The 13,724-nt window shown below is 71.7% G+C and carries 14 protein-coding genes and 2 riboswitches; of the genes, 4 read left to right on the top strand and 10 right to left on the bottom strand.

The window, feature by feature from the left end:
• Window positions 1-22 precede the first annotated feature (22 nt).
• On the top strand, window positions 23-1,123 hold the full coding sequence (locus NVS83_RS18530; RefSeq protein ID WP_258733548.1) for a sulfate/molybdate ABC transporter ATP-binding protein: 1,101 nt from the start codon (window positions 23-25) through the stop codon (window positions 1,121-1,123).
• A gap of 53 nt (window positions 1,124-1,176) precedes the next feature.
• On the opposite strand, the gene tmpT is transcribed toward NVS83_RS18530, so the two are convergent.
• From tmpT to recQ, 4 genes are all read right to left on the bottom strand, one after another.
• Window positions 1,177-1,815, bottom strand: a complete 639-nt coding sequence (gene tmpT / locus NVS83_RS18525) for a thiopurine S-methyltransferase (protein ID WP_258740629.1) — start codon at window positions 1,813-1,815, stop codon at window positions 1,177-1,179.
• A 96-nt stretch (window positions 1,816-1,911) separates the two neighbouring features.
• Window positions 1,912-2,910 (bottom strand): YVTN family beta-propeller repeat protein, encoded by a 999-nt coding sequence (locus NVS83_RS18520; RefSeq protein ID WP_258740627.1) that lies wholly within the window; start codon window positions 2,908-2,910, stop codon window positions 1,912-1,914.
• Between the two features lie 212 nt (window positions 2,911-3,122).
• Window positions 3,123-3,674 (bottom strand): SRPBCC family protein, encoded by a 552-nt coding sequence (locus NVS83_RS18515; protein ID WP_258740626.1) that lies wholly within the window; start codon window positions 3,672-3,674, stop codon window positions 3,123-3,125.
• Window positions 3,675-3,798: 124 nt separating this feature from the next.
• Window positions 3,799-5,634, bottom strand: a complete 1,836-nt coding sequence (gene recQ, locus NVS83_RS18510) for a DNA helicase RecQ (protein ID WP_258740625.1) — start codon at window positions 5,632-5,634, stop codon at window positions 3,799-3,801.
• 123 nt (window positions 5,635-5,757) lie between these two features.
• Between recQ and cbiB the strand changes: the two genes are divergently transcribed.
• On the top strand, window positions 5,758-6,738 hold the full coding sequence (cbiB, locus tag NVS83_RS18505) for an adenosylcobinamide-phosphate synthase CbiB (RefSeq protein ID WP_258740624.1): 981 nt from the start codon (window positions 5,758-5,760) through the stop codon (window positions 6,736-6,738).
• 4 nt (window positions 6,739-6,742) lie between these two features.
• On the opposite strand, the gene NVS83_RS18500 is transcribed toward cbiB, so the two are convergent.
• The 6 genes from NVS83_RS18500 to NVS83_RS18475 all read right to left on the bottom strand — a co-directional run bounded on the left by NVS83_RS18500 (window position 6,743) and on the right by NVS83_RS18475 (window position 10,657).
• A complete protein-coding gene (locus NVS83_RS18500) occupies window positions 6,743-8,185 on the bottom strand; it encodes a cobyric acid synthase (protein WP_258740623.1) in 1,443 nt (480 codons plus the stop codon).
• Window positions 8,186-8,228: 43 nt separating this feature from the next.
• A complete protein-coding gene (locus NVS83_RS18495) occupies window positions 8,229-8,453 on the bottom strand; it encodes an NINE protein (protein ID WP_258740622.1) in 225 nt (74 codons plus the stop codon).
• A 99-nt stretch (window positions 8,454-8,552) separates the two neighbouring features.
• Complete coding sequence (gene cobO, locus NVS83_RS18490) at window positions 8,553-9,182, bottom strand: cob(I)yrinic acid a,c-diamide adenosyltransferase (RefSeq protein ID WP_258740621.1); 630 nt, start codon at window positions 9,180-9,182, stop codon at window positions 8,553-8,555.
• On the bottom strand, window positions 9,179-9,685 hold the full coding sequence (gene cobU / locus NVS83_RS18485) for a bifunctional adenosylcobinamide kinase/adenosylcobinamide-phosphate guanylyltransferase (RefSeq protein WP_258740620.1): 507 nt from the start codon (window positions 9,683-9,685) through the stop codon (window positions 9,179-9,181). The genes cobO and cobU overlap by 4 nt, the downstream gene beginning before the upstream one ends.
• Entirely contained in the window at window positions 9,682-10,458 is a 777-nt protein-coding gene (locus NVS83_RS18480) for a CbtA family protein (protein ID WP_258740619.1), read from the bottom strand. The genes cobU and NVS83_RS18480 overlap by 4 nt, the downstream gene beginning before the upstream one ends.
• Before the next feature lie 13 nt (window positions 10,459-10,471).
• On the bottom strand, window positions 10,472-10,657 hold the full coding sequence (locus tag NVS83_RS18475; RefSeq protein ID WP_258733537.1) for a CbtB domain-containing protein: 186 nt from the start codon (window positions 10,655-10,657) through the stop codon (window positions 10,472-10,474).
• A 33-nt stretch (window positions 10,658-10,690) separates the two neighbouring features.
• A riboswitch (cobalamin riboswitch) is annotated at window positions 10,691-10,917 on the bottom strand.
• A 135-nt stretch (window positions 10,918-11,052) separates the two neighbouring features.
• Here NVS83_RS18475 and NVS83_RS18470 point away from each other — a divergent pair.
• On the top strand, window positions 11,053-12,264 hold the full coding sequence (locus NVS83_RS18470) for a serine hydrolase domain-containing protein (protein ID WP_258740618.1): 1,212 nt from the start codon (window positions 11,053-11,055) through the stop codon (window positions 12,262-12,264).
• A gap of 20 nt (window positions 12,265-12,284) precedes the next feature.
• Window positions 12,285-12,500: riboswitch (cobalamin riboswitch) on the top strand.
• A gap of 119 nt (window positions 12,501-12,619) precedes the next feature.
• The gene (cobW, locus tag NVS83_RS18465; RefSeq protein ID WP_258740617.1) at window positions 12,620-13,699 is read left to right on the top strand and encodes a cobalamin biosynthesis protein CobW; all 1,080 of its coding nucleotides are present in this window, start codon (window positions 12,620-12,622) and stop codon (window positions 13,697-13,699) included.
• The last annotated feature ends 25 nt before the right edge of the window (window positions 13,700-13,724 follow it).

Genomic DNA, 13,724 nt, shown 5'->3' with positions numbered 1-13,724 from the left:
TACATAGAATGAGAGTGAATTAATGACGGTGGCGGTCACCATCGAAGAGGTCGGCAAGTCGTTCGGCAGCGGCACGCCCGCGCTCGCCGGCATCTCGCTCGACGTGGCGCCGGGCGAGCTGGTGGCGCTGCTCGGTCCGTCCGGGTCGGGCAAGACCACGCTGCTGCGCATCGTCGCCGGGCTGGAGCAGCCGAGCACCGGGCGGGTGCTGTTCAATGGCGAGGACGCGCTGTCGGTGCCGGTGCGCCGGCGCGGCATCGGCTTCGTGTTCCAGAACTACGCGCTGTTCCGGCACATGACGGTGGCCGAGAACGTCGCCTTCGGCCTGCGCTCGCGCCCGCGCGCCCAGCGCCCGCCCGAGGCCGAGATCAAGGGTCGGGTGGCGGACCTGCTCGCGCTGGTGCAGCTCGAAGCCTTCGGCGGCCGGTTCCCGGCCCAGCTTTCCGGCGGCCAGCGCCAGCGCGTGGCGCTCGCCCGCGCGCTCGCCATCGAGCCGCGGGTGCTGCTGCTCGACGAGCCGTTCGGCGCGCTCGACGCACTGGTGCGCAAGGAACTGCGCCGCTGGCTGCGCGAGCTGCACGACCGCACCGGCCACACCACGCTGTTCGTCACCCATGACCAGGAGGAGGCGCTGGAACTCGCCGACCGCGTGGTCGTGATGGGCCGCGGCCGGATCGAGCAGGTCGGCACGCCCGACGACGTCTATGACCGCCCGGCCACTGCCGCGGTGTTCGGCTTCATGGGCGAATCGAGCCGTATCGAGGTCGATGTGCGCGAGGGCGTCGCGGTCGCCGGCTCCACGGCCATCGCCGCCGCGACCCAGCCGGTGCCGGACGGGCCGGGCCTGCTCTATGTGCGCCCGCACGACATCTCGCTCGGCCTGCCGGGCACGCCCGGGCTGAGGGGCGAGGTGCGGGCCTTCCGCCGCCACGGCGCGATCCGCCGGGTCGAGGTGGAGGTGGGCAACGCGCTGTTCGAGGCCGACATCGCCCCGACCGTGCGGGTGCCGATCGGCGAGAAGGTGGCGGTGCGGCTGGACCGGGCGCGGCTGTTCGCGTCCGGCGGGCCGGGCGTGGACTGCCGCCCGCCGCCGCCCCAGCAGCCGGGCGATTACGCGATCTGAGAACGCATCAGACGGCGTCCCCGTGCGGGCGCCATCCCGCGGGCGCCGTCCGGTCAGCGCGGCGTGAGGAGGTAGGCCGCCTCGCGAGCGGGATGGCCGCCCTTCAGCCCGCCCTTCATCTCGTGCATCTCGGCGCAGGCGACGTGGTAGGCGGCGCCGTAGTGGCGGCGCACCTCGTGCTCGGTCACCGAGAAGGGCGGGCCGATCGCCAGCGAGGGGTCGTATTCGAAGGTGATGAGAAGCTGCGGCGCGTGGCGGGTCACGGCCGCGAGATGGGCGGCGTAGCGCCCGCGCATCGGCTCGGGCAGGGCGACGAGGGCGGCGCGGTCATAGACGCCGGCGACCTCGCCCAGCGTCTCGCGGTCGAGATCGAGGAAATCGCCGACGAAGACGGTGAGCCGGCCCGCCTCGAAGCGCTCCAGCGGCCCCTGGTCTGTCACTTCGGGGTCGAGGCCGAGCTCGGCGAAGAGCTGCTCCACCGCCAGCCGGCTCAGCTCGGCGCCGACCACGGCGTAGCCCTGTCCCAGCAGCCAGTGAACGTCGCGGCTCTTGCCGCATAGGGGCACGAAGACGCGGGCACCGGGAGCGAGGCCGAGCGCGGAAAAGTGCCGCAGCAGCAGCGCGTTGGTCTCGCCCTGGTGGAAGCCGATCTCGTCGCTCCGCCACTTCCGATGCCAGAATTCCTCGTCCATCGCAGCGACCTCCGGAGTGTGCGCGGGCGGCGCGCCCGCGGATCCGCATCCATAGGCCGGCCTCCGGCGCCGTTCAATCGGCCGGACGTCGCGGCGTCAGGGTCCAGTGCGGCGGATGAAGGCGCCGAAGGCGCGCGGGCCGTCGGCGACCGGGATGTCGGCGAGGAGCTTCAGCGTCTTCGCATCGATCACGCCGAGCGTGTTGGTCTCCCAGTTGGCGACATAGACCAGCGTCCCGTCGCGGCTCGCCTCGATGCCTTCGGGATAGTCGCCGACCGGGATGGCGGCGAGCTTCTCGAAGCTCGTCACGTCGAACACGGTGACGGTCGAGGCGTACTGGTCGGTGCTGAAAGCGCGACCCTGCGCCAGTGCCACCACATAGGGGTGATCGCCCACCGGCACGGTGGCGACGACCTTGCGCGCGGGAATGTCGATCACGCTGACGTCGTTCGAGACCACGTTGGCGGTGTAGGCGCGCTTTCCGGCCGCGTCGATGGTGACACCGAAGGGCCGTGTGCCGACGGCGACGGTGGCGACTCGCTTGAGGCTCGCCGTGTCGATGAGGCTCACCTGGTTGGAATCGCGGTCGGCGGAGAGCAGCAGCCGGCCGTCCGGCGTCACGGCGAGGCCGGAGGGGGAGTCGCCCACCTTCACCTCGCCGGTGATCGCTCCGCTCGCCGCGTCGACCGCGACGATGCGGTGCTGGTACCAGTCGGCGACATAGACCGGGCTGCCGGAAGGATGTACCGCGACGCCGAGAGGCCCGCCGCCGACATCGACGCGATGCAGCACCTTGCGGGCGGCCGCGTCGATGATGGTCAATGCCTTGCCGTCCGGCGAGGTGACGAAGGCGCGGGCGCCGTCGGGGGAGACGGCGATGCCGGCCGGCTTGCCGGGAATCGGCAGCGTCGCCACCACCTTGCGGGTGGGCAGGTCGACGATGGAGAGCATCTCCGCCGGCTGCGAGGTGACGAACGCCTCGTCCGCCCGCGCGCCGGGCGCCATCAGCGCGGCGCCGAGGAGGGCGGCCGGCAGAAGCGCGCGGAGCCGGCGGGCGGCGGGGCGCGGGAGATGGGCTGCGAGGTGTTGCGGCATGGAGCTTTTCCTGCCTTCCGGGCGCTCATCGCGGCGAGAGGGCGAAGGCTTGCCGTGGCTCGGCGGCGAGGTGGTGCCGGCATCCGCGGCGAGCGCCCGCGCGGGGCAGATGGCGGGCGGAGGGTCAGGCGCCGGGCACCCCAAGGGGTGCGCAATAGGCGCGCCGGAGGGGCCGGAAGGGCGCGCCGCGGGGACGCGCCCGAAGCGGCGGCTCAGCTTCCGCCTTCGACCTTCTTCTTCAGCCCGGCGAGGCCGGCCTTGTAGACGGCGGTGACCGCCTTGATCGCCGCCTCGTCGTTCAGCTCCGGCGGGGGATCGTTGTTCGGGTAGCCGCGGTAGAAGGCGCCCTTCCATTCGACCTCGGACTTCTTGCCGTCGTCGAGCGGGGTCACGGTGAGCCAGGACGAGTAGTTGGTGACCGGGAGCACCTTCACGTCGACCTGCTCGATCCGGTACATCAGCATCATCTTCTCGGGCTCGTACTTGGCGATCACCTCGTCGATGGTGCCGCCCCCCTGAAGAACGAGGCGCCGCTTGGCGCCGACCACGTTGCCGCCCGTGCCCTCGGTCTTCTCGACCGGCGGCAGCCAGCTCATGTCGTGGAACTCGCCGATCACCGCCCAGACCTTGGCCGGAGGCGCGTCGATCTCGATCGTCTCGGTGATCTTCTGGCGGGTCGGCCCGTGCGCGTGCGCGGAGTGCGGCGCGGCCGTGAAGGCGAGGGCGGCCGCCGCGAGCGCGGCGGTAAGCAGCTTGAGTTTCATCGTTTCCATCCCGGAGTGGTCTCGGCCGGGCGTTGGGCGCCCGTTATCCGCAGTCTAGGGAGAGAAACCGGCTTCGTGAACTCTTCTTACGGCTAAAATCGTCGCAGGATATTCTTAGAAGTTCTTAAGAAAATTCTTTGAGAATCCTAAGAAAGGCGGCGCCGAATGCCTCCAGCTTGGCGGCGCCCACGCCGCGTATGCCGCCGAGCTCGGAGCGCGTGCGCGGATGGCCGACGGCCATGTCCTCCAGCGTGCGGTCGGCGAAGATCACATAGGCCGGCACGCCGCGCTCGGCGGCGAGCTCGCGGCGCAGCGCCTTCAGCTTGCCGAGCAGGGCGGCCTCGGCCGGCGGCAGCTCCACCGCGTCCTCGCGCCGCGCATGGCGGTCGCGCTTGTGGCGGGTCGGTGCGCGCAGGGTGAAGGCGCGGGTGCCGGCGAGGATCGAGCTGCCGGCCTCGGTGAGCTCGAGCGCGCCGAAGCGCTGCGGATCGGCATGCAGCGCATTGGTGGCGACGAGCTGGCGCAGCAGCGCCCGCCATTCGCTCGCCGGCTTGTCGGCGCCGGCGCCGAACTCGGCGAGCCGGTCATGGCCGCGCCCGCACACCTGGTCGCTGCGCTGGCCGGTGACGAGGCTCGCTATGTAGGCGGCACCGTAGCGCTCGCCGCTGGCGCGCACCAGCCGCAGCACGAGCTGGGCCGAGCGGCTGGCGTCCACCACCTTGGGCGGATCGCGGCACACGTCGCAGGCCCCGCAGGCCTTGGCCCGCTCGCCGAAATAGCCGAGCAGCACCGCGCGCCGGCAGGTGACGGCCTCGCAGAAGCCGACCATGGCGTCGAGCCGGCGGGCCTCCACCATCTTGCGCTCGGGCGAGGAATCCTCCTCGTCGAGGAAGCGCCGGCGGGTGGCGATGTCGCCGGCCGAATAGAGCAGCAGCGCCTCGGACGGCGCGCCGTCGCGGCCGGCGCGGCCGATCTCCTGGTAATAGGCTTCCAGCGTGCCCGGCGCGTCGGCATGCAGCACATAGCGCACGTCCGACTTGTCGATGCCCATGCCGAAGGCGACGGTGGCGACCATGACGACGCCGTCCTCGGCGAGGAACACCTCCTGGTTGGCGGCGCGCGCCTCCGGGCTCATGCCGGCATGGTAGGGCAGGGCGCGGATGCCGAGGCCGGAGAGCCGCGACGCGGTCTCCTCCACCTTCTTGCGCGAGATGCGGTAGATGATGCCGGAGACGTTCGGGCGCGCCTTCACGAAGCTCTCGATCTGCCGCACCGGGTCCTTCTTGTCCTCGACGCCGATGAAGATGTTCGGCCGGTCGAAGCCGGAGACGAACACCCGCGCCTGCCCGCCGAACAGGCGCTCCACGATGTCGTCGCGGGTGGCGCGGTCGGCGGTGGCGGTGAGCGCCACCAGCGCGATGTCGGGGAAGATCTCGCGCAGGCGGCCGAGGCCGAGATATTCGTTGCGGAAGGAATGGCCCCATTGCGAGATGCAGTGCGCCTCGTCCACCGCGATCAGGCCGAGCGGCAGGCGGGAGATGGCCGAGAGCATGCGCTCGGTCATCAGCCGCTCGGGTGCGAGGTAGAGCAGGCTGACCTCGCCCGCCGCCACCCGGCGCCAGATCGCGACATTGTCCTCGCGCGACTTGCCGGAATGGATCGCCTCGGCGGCGACGCCCTGCAGCTTCAGCGCGTTCACCTGGTCGTCCATCAGCGCGATGAGCGGGGAGATGACGAGCGAGAGCCCGCCATGCACCAGCGCGGGAAGCTGGTAGCACAGCGACTTGCCGGCGCCGGTCGGCATCACCGCCAGCGTCGGCACGCCGGCGAGCACCGAATCGACCACGTCCTGCTGGCCCGGCCGGAACCGGTCGAAGCCGAACACCTCGGCGAGGCGGCTGCGCTTCAGCGCCTCGATCTCGGGCGGCAGCACGGCGGCGGTGGGCGAAACCATGTTCATCAGGCGGACGTCGTGCTCCGGCTCGTGTCGCGGCCCTTGCCCTCGCGCGGCGGCGCGGAAATGGTGTCGGACGCCGTTCCAACGGATTCGGCGCGCCCGATCCTTCCGACAGAATCACCCGCGATGGCCCTCGACCTTACTCTCGGTTTAACCCTGCTGGCGCTGCTGTGCGAGGCCGCCTTCGGCTATCCGCGCTTTCTGTTCGATCGCATCGGCCATCCGGTGATGTGGATCGGCTGGCTTATCCACCTGCTCGACACCCATCTCAACAGCGAGGCCGACGCGCCGATGGAGCGCCGGCTCGACGGCGTGGCGACGCTCGCCGTGGTGCTGGCGGTGTGCATCGGCGCGGGCGTGGCGCTGCAGGCGCTCGCCCTCGCGCTGCCGGCCGGCTTCGTCATCGCCGCGCTGGCGGGCTCGACCCTGCTCGCCCAGCGCAGCCTTTACGAGCACGTGGCGCGGGTGGCGGACGGGCTGGAGCACGGCCTTGCCGAGGGGCGGGCGGCGGTGGCGCACATCGTCGGGCGCGATCCCGAGGCGCTGGACGAGGCGGGGGTGGCGCGGGCGGCGATCGAGAGCCTGGCGGAGAACTTCTCCGACGGCATCGTCGCGCCGGCGCTGTGGATGGCGGTGGGCGGCATCGCCGGCGCGGTCGCCTACAAGGGCGTGAACACGGCCGACAGCATGATCGGCCACCGCACCCGCCGCTATGCCGAGTTCGGCTGGGCCTCGGCCCGGTTCGACGACCTGCTCAACCTCCCAGCGGCGCGGCTCGCCGGGGTGCTGGTCGGGATCGGGGCGGTGTTCGTGCCGGGCGCCTCGCCGCTGCGGGCATGGCGGGCGATGTGGCGCGATGCCGGCGAGCACCGCTCGCCCAATGCCGGCTGGCCGGAGGCGGCCTTCGCCGGCGCGCTGGGGCTCGCTCTCGCCGGGCCGCGCCAGTATGGCGGGCAGATGAGCGACGACGGCATCATGGGCGCGGGCGGCCGGCGCGATTGCACCGCGCAGGACATACGCCGGGCGCTCAGGCTCTATCGCGCGGCGGATGTGGCGACGATCGCGCTGGCGGCGATCGGCTGGCTGGCGGCGGTGCTGGCGATGTGAGGCCTCAGCCGCGCGCCAGCTCCAGCAGCCGGTCGAGATCGACATGGGCGGCGAGGTGGGCGGCGAGGGCGTCGAGCGTCTCCTCCACGCCGTCCTCGTAGCGAAGTCCGCTCGGGGCGGCGCCGAGACGCGCGAGCCAGGCGGTGCGCTGGGCATCGCCGGCGAACAGGCCGTGCGCATAGGTGCCCATGACGCGCCCGTCGGCCGAGACCGCGCCTTCCGGGCCTTCGCCGTCGATCAGCGCGAAGGGGCGCGCGCGGCCGGCGCCCTCGGTCACGCCCATATGCATCTCGTAGCCGCTGAAGGCCACGCCCTCCGCTGTGCCGGTGACGGCGACGAGGCGCTTCTCGCCCGAGAGCACGGTGTCGACCTCGATCAGGCCGAGGCCGGGGACCGTGCCGGGCGGGCCCTCGATGCCGTCCGGGTCGGACAAGGTGCGCCCGAGCATCTGGTAGCCGCCGCACAGGCCGAGCACCCGCCCGCCGCGCCGCACATGGGCGGCGATGTCGATGTCCCAGCCATTGGCGCGCAGCGCGGTGAGGTCCGGGATGGTCGATTTCGAGCCGGGCAGGATGACGAGGTCGGCATCGCCCGGCAGCGCCTCGCCCGGGCGCACGCGCACCACCTCGACCCCGGGCTCGGCGTCGAGCGGGTCGATGTCGTCGAAATTGGCGATGCGCGGCAGCAGCGGCACCGCTATGCGCAGTTTCGCTCCCGGCTTGGCGGGCGGCGCGGCGTCGAGGGCCAGCGCGTCCTCGGCCGGCAGGCGGCGGGCCTCGGGAAAGAAGGGGACGAGGCCGAGTGCCGCCCAGCCGGTGCGGGTGGCGATCTCTTCCATGCCGCGCGCGAACAGCGCCGGGTCGCCACGGAAGCGGTTGACGAGGAAGCCGCGGATCATCGCCGCGTCCTCCTCCGCCAGCACCGCCCGCGTGCCGACGAGGCTGGCGATGACGCCGCCGCGATCAATATCGCCGATCAGCACGACGGGCACGTTGGCGGCACGGGCGAAGCCCATATTGGCGATGTCGTTGGCGCGCAGATTGATCTCGGAGGCCGAGCCCGCGCCCTCCACCAGCACGAGGTCGGCCTCGGCGGCGAGGCGCTCGTAACTCTCCATCACGGCGGCGAGGAGAGAGGGCTTGAGGCGCTGGTAATCGGCCGCCTTCGCATTGCCGCGGGCGCGGCCCTGCACCACGACCTGCGCGCCGATGTCGCTCTGCGGCTTCAGCAGCACCGGATTCATGTGGACGGAGGGGGCGATCCGCGCGGCACGGGCCTGCAGCGCCTGAGCGCGGCCGATCTCGCCGCCGTCGGCAGTGACGGCGGCGTTGTTCGACATGTTCTGCGGCTTGAAGGGGCGGACCTTGAGCCCGCGATTGGAAAAGGCGCGGGCTAGGCCGGCAACGATCAGCGACTTGCCGACATCCGAGCCGGTACCCTGGAACATGAGGGCGCGTGCCCTCATGGCACGCCCGCGCCGCGCGGGCCGGTCAGGCCCGGCGCGATTCCAGATAGTCCACGCGGCGCTCGAGATTGGCCTCGCGCACCATGCCCGGGATCAGGAACAGGTCGACGAGCTGGCCTATGCCCAGCAGGCCGACGGTCAGCAGCCACAGCGCGCCGGTCCAGTAGCGGCCGGCATAGAAGCGGTGGATGCCGCACACACCGATCAGGCCGAAGAACCAGAACAGATAGGCGATGGGGGTGGAGCGCATCGGCGCGGAACTCCCTGAAGCCGCGCCGCGACAGCCGGCGCCTTTCCTCACATAAGGATGCCTCAGCGGAATTTCGAGGTCGCGCGGCGCGGAAGGCCATCAGAATTCGATGCCCTTCTGCGCCTTCACCCCGGCCTTGAAGTGATGCTTGACCAGCGTCATCTCGGTGACGAGGTCGGCCGCCTCGATCAGCGCCGGCTTCGCGTTGCGGCCGGTGACGACGACGTGCAGCCCCTCACGGCGGGCTTCGAGCGTCGCGATCACCTCGTCGAGGGGGAGGTAGTCGTAGCGCAGCGCGATGTTGAGTTCGTCGAGGATGAGGAGGCCGATGCTCTCGTCGGCCATCAACTCGCACGCCTTCTCCCACGCGCGGCGGGCGGCGGCGGTGTCGCGGGCGAGGTCCTGCGTTTCCCAGGTGAAGCCCTCGCCCATGGTGTGCCATTCAACACGCGCGCCGAAGGCCGCGAGCGCGTCGCGCTCGGCCGAGTGCCAGGCGCCCTTGATGAACTGGACGACGCCGACCCGCGTGCCCGCCTGTCCCTCCGGCTGGCCCAGCGTGCGCAGGGCGAGGCCGAAGGCGGCGGTCGACTTGCCCTTGCCGGCGCCGGTGTGGACGATCAGCAGGCCCTTTTCCTGCGTCTTCGAGGCGACCTCGGCGTCCTGCACCGCCTTGCGCTTTTCCATCTTCGCGCGGTGGCGGGCGGCCTCTTCGGCGGGGATGTCGCTCATCCTTTGACCCTCATGGGAAGCCCGGCGACCATGAAGATCACCCGGTCGGCCTTCTCGGCAACCATCTGGTTGAGCCGGCCCTGCGCGTCGCGGAAGCGCCGGGCGAGCGCGTTGTCCGGCACGATGCCGAGCCCGACCTCGTTGGAGACCACGACCAGCGGCGCCTCGCACGCGCCGAGCGCGGCGGCGAGCGCGGCGCTCTCGGCCGCGACGTCGGCCCCGGCCAGCATGCGGTTGGTGAGCCAGAGCGTCAGGCAGTCGACCAGCGCCGGGCGATCCGCCGACAGGCCGGCAAGGGCGGCGGCGAGGTTGTGCGGCGCGTCGAGCGTGTGCCAGTCCGCCGGGCGGCGGGAGCGGTGGAGCGCGATGCGCTCCGCCATCTCCGCGTCATGGGCCTCGGCGGTGGCGATGTAGGTCCAGGGCGGGGCGAGGCGCTCGACCAGTTCCTCGGCGTGCCGGCTCTTGCCCGAGCGGGCGCCGCCGAGGACGAAGGTGAGGCTCACGCCGGCCGGGCCGCGAGCGGCGCGGAGGCCTGCGCGGCGAAGCGCGGGCGCAGATAGCCGCAGAGCCCGCCGAGCAGCGCCCAGAACACGAAGCTCGCGACCGTGCTCGCCACCACGAAGCTGTGGTGCAGCGCTTCGGGGATCGGCGTCTCGTAGCTCGGCGGCTGCGGCGCGCCGATGGCGTGTGGCACCACGATCACCGCCACGCCGAGGGCGGCGAGCAGCGGCGAGCGGCCGAACACCAGCAGGCCGAGCCCGGTCGCGGTGGCGGCGGCGGTGCCGATCCACCAGAGCTGGCGCGCCATGAGGTCGGCGGCCGGCATGGCGGGAAGCTCCGGCGGAAGGCCGATTTCGGGGGCGATGGTGAACACCGCGAAGCCGGCGAAGCCCCACAATATCCCCTGCCGCCAGTCCTTCAACCCGCCGGCGAGCTCGCTCGCCGCCAGCAGCAGCAGCGCGAAGCCGAAGCCGGTGAGCGCCATGAACACGAAGGTGAGGCCGTTGCGCTCGAAGCCGTTGGCCGGCTCCCAGCCCTCGTCGTCGTGCACGTGCGCGGCGACCGCGGTGGTGGCGGCTGTTTCCCCGGCGCCGGCCTCGTGCGCGGTGGCGGCATCGTGGGAGTGGGCGGCCGGCACGGCGTCGCCGGCTTCCTCGTATACCTCGGCCTTGAGGATGAGGGGCGCGGTGCCGACCATATGGATGCCGGCAACCACTACTCCAGTACCTATGCCGGCGAGAGCGGCAGTGAACAGCAAAGTCCTGAACAGCGACATGTCGAACGCTTCCTCAGTGGCAGGGGAAGGCGTTGGCGTGGCGCACGTCGTGCGAGGCGTTGTGGACGGCGCTGATATGGGAGAAGCCCACGCCGCCGATCACGAACACGCCGAGCAGCGCGACGAAGGTGAGCTGGACGGCGCGCGAGGCGGTCGATTCGTGGGAGGCAGCCGCGACGGGGCTGTGGGAGGTCTTCATGCCAGTCTCCTTTGGCCCTCCACCCGAGGGCCGGTTCGGGTTCTGTCGCCGGCCGGTCTCCTGGCTCGCGGGTCTTGGCCCTTTCCTCCGCCTTCCCGGGACGAATCCCAGTGACTTGCGCCAATGGCCAGTGGAGGGGGCTCACCGCTTACAGTTGCGGGGGCAGCCGCGGAATCGGCGGAAGGCTTTCGCTCTCCACCCCACCGCGTTCCCGTCTTGCGTCCCGTGTCACCACGGGAACCGACGACAGGGCAACTATAGGCGTCAGCGTCGCGACTGCAATCGCCATGTGCGGCATTCGGCGCCGCCGCGGCATCTTGCGGCACCGTGGTAGGGTCTCTCATGGCTTCGCTGCGGCGCGCTGCCAGCATGGCCGCGCGCGGGGAGGAGAGCGCATGGCCGGGTGGTCCGCATGGTCGGGACGAGGCGCTCCGGCGCGCCTGCCGATGCTCGTCGCCATCCTCGCCGTGGTCCTTTCCATCGCCATGTCCGGGGCGCCCGCGCGCTCGGCGCCGCTGCCCTGCGGGGCGCCGCCGGCCGCCGGCGAGGGCTGGGAGGTCGCCGCCCCGGCCTCGGTCGGGCTCGATCCCGCCCTTCTGTGCACGATCGGCGCGCGGCTGGAGAACCCGGACCGGCCGAACGTGCATGCGCTGCTGGTGATCCGCCATGGCAGGCTGGTCTACGAGGCCTACGCCTCCGGGCGCGACGAGCGGTGGGGCGAGGACATCGGCCTCGTCGACCACGATGCCGGGCGCCTGCACGATCTGCGTTCGGTGACCAAGAGCGTGGTGTCGCTTCTTTTCGGCATCGCGCGCGACCGCGGAATGCTCGGCAGGCTCGACGCGCCGATCCTCGATTTCTTCCCCGCCGAGACCGGAAACGCCGCGCCGGAGGTCCGTGCCGTCACGCTGCGCGACCTGCTGACCATGACGCCGGGCTTCACCTGGAACGAAGGCGGGCCGTGGTGGAGCCCGGCCAATGACGAGCGGCTGATGTACGAGGCCGCCGACCCCTATGCCTATGTGCTGTCGCGGCCGATGAGCGCACGGCCCGGCACGCGCTGGGAATATAGCGGCGGCGCCACGACGCTGCTCGGCGGCGCTCTGGAGCGGGCGAGCGGCGAAAGGCTGGAGGGCTTCGCGCGCGAAGCGCTGTTCGAGCCGCTGGGCATCGACATGTTCGAATGGGTGGCGATGAGCAATGGCGATGCCGCCGCCGCCAGCGGGCTGAGGCTCACTGCGCGCGACATGGCCAAGATCGGGCAGCTCGTGCTCGACGGCGGCGTCTGGAAGGGGCGGCGCGTCGTCTCCCAGGACTGGATCACCGAATCGACCGCGCCGCGCTTCGAGGGCTGGCGGCCGATGCGCTACGGCTACCAGTGGTGGATCGGCGCCTCGCCGCATGCGGGCGGGGAGGTGAGCTGGATTGCCGCGATCGGTCTTGGCGGCCAGCGCATCTTCATCGTCCCCGCGCTCGACCTCGTGGTGGTCAGCACCGCCGGGCTCTACCGGGACCCGGATCAGGGCGCGTTCTCGCGCGCGGTGCTCGAGAAGGTCGTGCTGCCGGCCGTCCGCGAGGGCGGGGAGCGGCCGTCCGCCCCGCGTTGACATTCGCCGCGCGGGCTCCTTAAGTGAAGGCGACCGACGGTTTCCTCCCCCCGGGGAGGGACGAAGAGGGAATGCGGTGCGGGACGCCAACCGGAAACGGCGCGTCCCAATTCCGCGGCTGCCCCCGCAACTGTGAGCGGCGAGCCCGTGCCGGATGCCACTGGGATGTTCCCGGGAAGGCGGCGACGAGGCGGCGACCCGCGAGCCAGGAGACCTGCCATCGGTTCGGTCGTGATCGCCGGCGGGGTGCCCGGCGTTCAGGCAGAGCCGACGGGCACCCATTCCCGGCGGCTTCGCGCGGAAATCTCCGCGGCCGGCGCATCCCGTGACCCGACCGGCCCGCTGGAGACGCCGCATGAGCCAGACCGACCCGACCAACCTTTCGCGGGTGCCGTGCACCATCGTCACCGGCTTCCTCGGCTCGGGGAAGACCACGCTGATCCGGCATATCCTTGAAAACGTGCGCGGAAAGCGGCTCGCCGTGATCGTCAACGAATTCGGCGACGTCGGCATAGACGGCGAGATCCTGAAGGGCTGCGGCATCGAGACCTGCCCGGAGGAGAACGTGGTCGAGCTCGCCAATGGCTGCATCTGCTGCACCGTGGCGGATGACTTCGTGCCCGCGCTCGACGCCATTCTCGCCCGCAGCCCGAAGGTCGACCACATCCTGATCGAGACCTCCGGCCTCGCCCTGCCCAAGCCGCTGGTGCAGGCCTTCCACTGGCCTGCGATCCGGAGCCGGGTGACGGTGGACGGCGTGGTCGCGGTGGTGGACGGCGACGCGCTCGCCTCCGGCCGGGTGGCGCACGACCACGACGCGCTCGCCGAGCAGCGCGCCGGCGACGTCCAGCTCGACCATGACGACCCGATCGAGGAGGTGTTCGACGACCAGATCGCCTGCGCCGACCTCGTCATCATGACCAAGGCCGACCTCGTCGACGCCGAGGGCCAGGTCCGGGCGCGGGCCGCGCTCGACGCCGAGCTGCCGAAGGGCGTCAGCGTGGTGAGCGTGGCGCAGGGGCGGATCGACCCGGCGGTGCTGATGGGCCTTGGCGTGGGCACCGAGGACGACATCGAGAACCGGCGCACCCATCACGACGACGAGGCCGAGCACGACCATGACGACTTCGACAGCTTCGTCGTCGAGGTGCCCGAGATCGAAGATCCGGCGGCCTTCGCTGCGCGGGTGGCGCGGGCGGCGGAAGAGGCGGACGTGCTGCGGGTGAAGGGCTTCCTGCCCGTCGCCGGCAAGCCGATGCGGCTGCTGGTGCAGGCGGTCGGCCCGCGCGTCAGCCACCAGTTCGACCGTCCCTGGGGCGCGGGCCCGCGCACCGGGCGGCTGGTCGCGATCGGGCTGAAGGGCCTCGACCGGGCGAAGGTGGAGGCGATCCTTTCCGGCGCCGGCGCCCGCAGCGGCGTCTCGGTTCCGGCCTGACGCGACGCCCGAACGACGCGCCGGG

The sequence above is a fragment of the Ancylobacter mangrovi genome (assembly GCF_024752335.1).
In the GTDB taxonomy this organism is placed as follows: Bacteria; Pseudomonadota; Alphaproteobacteria; order Rhizobiales; family Xanthobacteraceae; genus Ancylobacter; species Ancylobacter mangrovi.
This window is presented reverse-complemented; position numbering and strand designations above follow the sequence as displayed.

What these genes read in the sequence shown, in the direction of transcription:
- tmpT (WP_258740629.1), bottom strand. Translation starts at nt 1,815, where the DNA reads ATGGACGAGGAATTCTGGCATCGGAAGTGGCGGAGCGACGAGATCGGC.
- NVS83_RS18520 (WP_258740627.1), bottom strand. Translation starts at nt 2,910, where the DNA reads ATGCCGCAACACCTCGCAGCCCATCTCCCGCGCCCCGCCGCCCGCCGG.
- NVS83_RS18480 (WP_258740619.1), bottom strand. Translation starts at nt 10,458, where the DNA reads ATGTCGCTGTTCAGGACTTTGCTGTTCACTGCCGCTCTCGCCGGCATA.
- NVS83_RS18530 (WP_258733548.1), top strand. Translation starts at nt 23, where the DNA reads ATGACGGTGGCGGTCACCATCGAAGAGGTCGGCAAGTCGTTCGGCAGC.
- NVS83_RS18475 (WP_258733537.1), bottom strand. Translation starts at nt 10,657, where the DNA reads ATGAAGACCTCCCACAGCCCCGTCGCGGCTGCCTCCCACGAATCGACC.
- cbiB (WP_258740624.1), top strand. Translation starts at nt 5,758, where the DNA reads ATGGCCCTCGACCTTACTCTCGGTTTAACCCTGCTGGCGCTGCTGTGC.
- NVS83_RS18470 (WP_258740618.1), top strand. Translation starts at nt 11,053, where the DNA reads ATGGCCGGGTGGTCCGCATGGTCGGGACGAGGCGCTCCGGCGCGCCTG.
- cobO (WP_258740621.1), bottom strand. Translation starts at nt 9,182, where the DNA reads ATGAGCGACATCCCCGCCGAAGAGGCCGCCCGCCACCGCGCGAAGATG.
- NVS83_RS18500 (WP_258740623.1), bottom strand. Translation starts at nt 8,185, where the DNA reads ATGTTCCAGGGTACCGGCTCGGATGTCGGCAAGTCGCTGATCGTTGCC.
- recQ (WP_258740625.1), bottom strand. Translation starts at nt 5,634, where the DNA reads ATGAACATGGTTTCGCCCACCGCCGCCGTGCTGCCGCCCGAGATCGAG.
- cobW (WP_258740617.1), top strand. Translation starts at nt 12,620, where the DNA reads ATGAGCCAGACCGACCCGACCAACCTTTCGCGGGTGCCGTGCACCATC.
- NVS83_RS18515 (WP_258740626.1), bottom strand. Translation starts at nt 3,674, where the DNA reads ATGAAACTCAAGCTGCTTACCGCCGCGCTCGCGGCGGCCGCCCTCGCC.
- NVS83_RS18495 (WP_258740622.1), bottom strand. Translation starts at nt 8,453, where the DNA reads ATGCGCTCCACCCCCATCGCCTATCTGTTCTGGTTCTTCGGCCTGATC.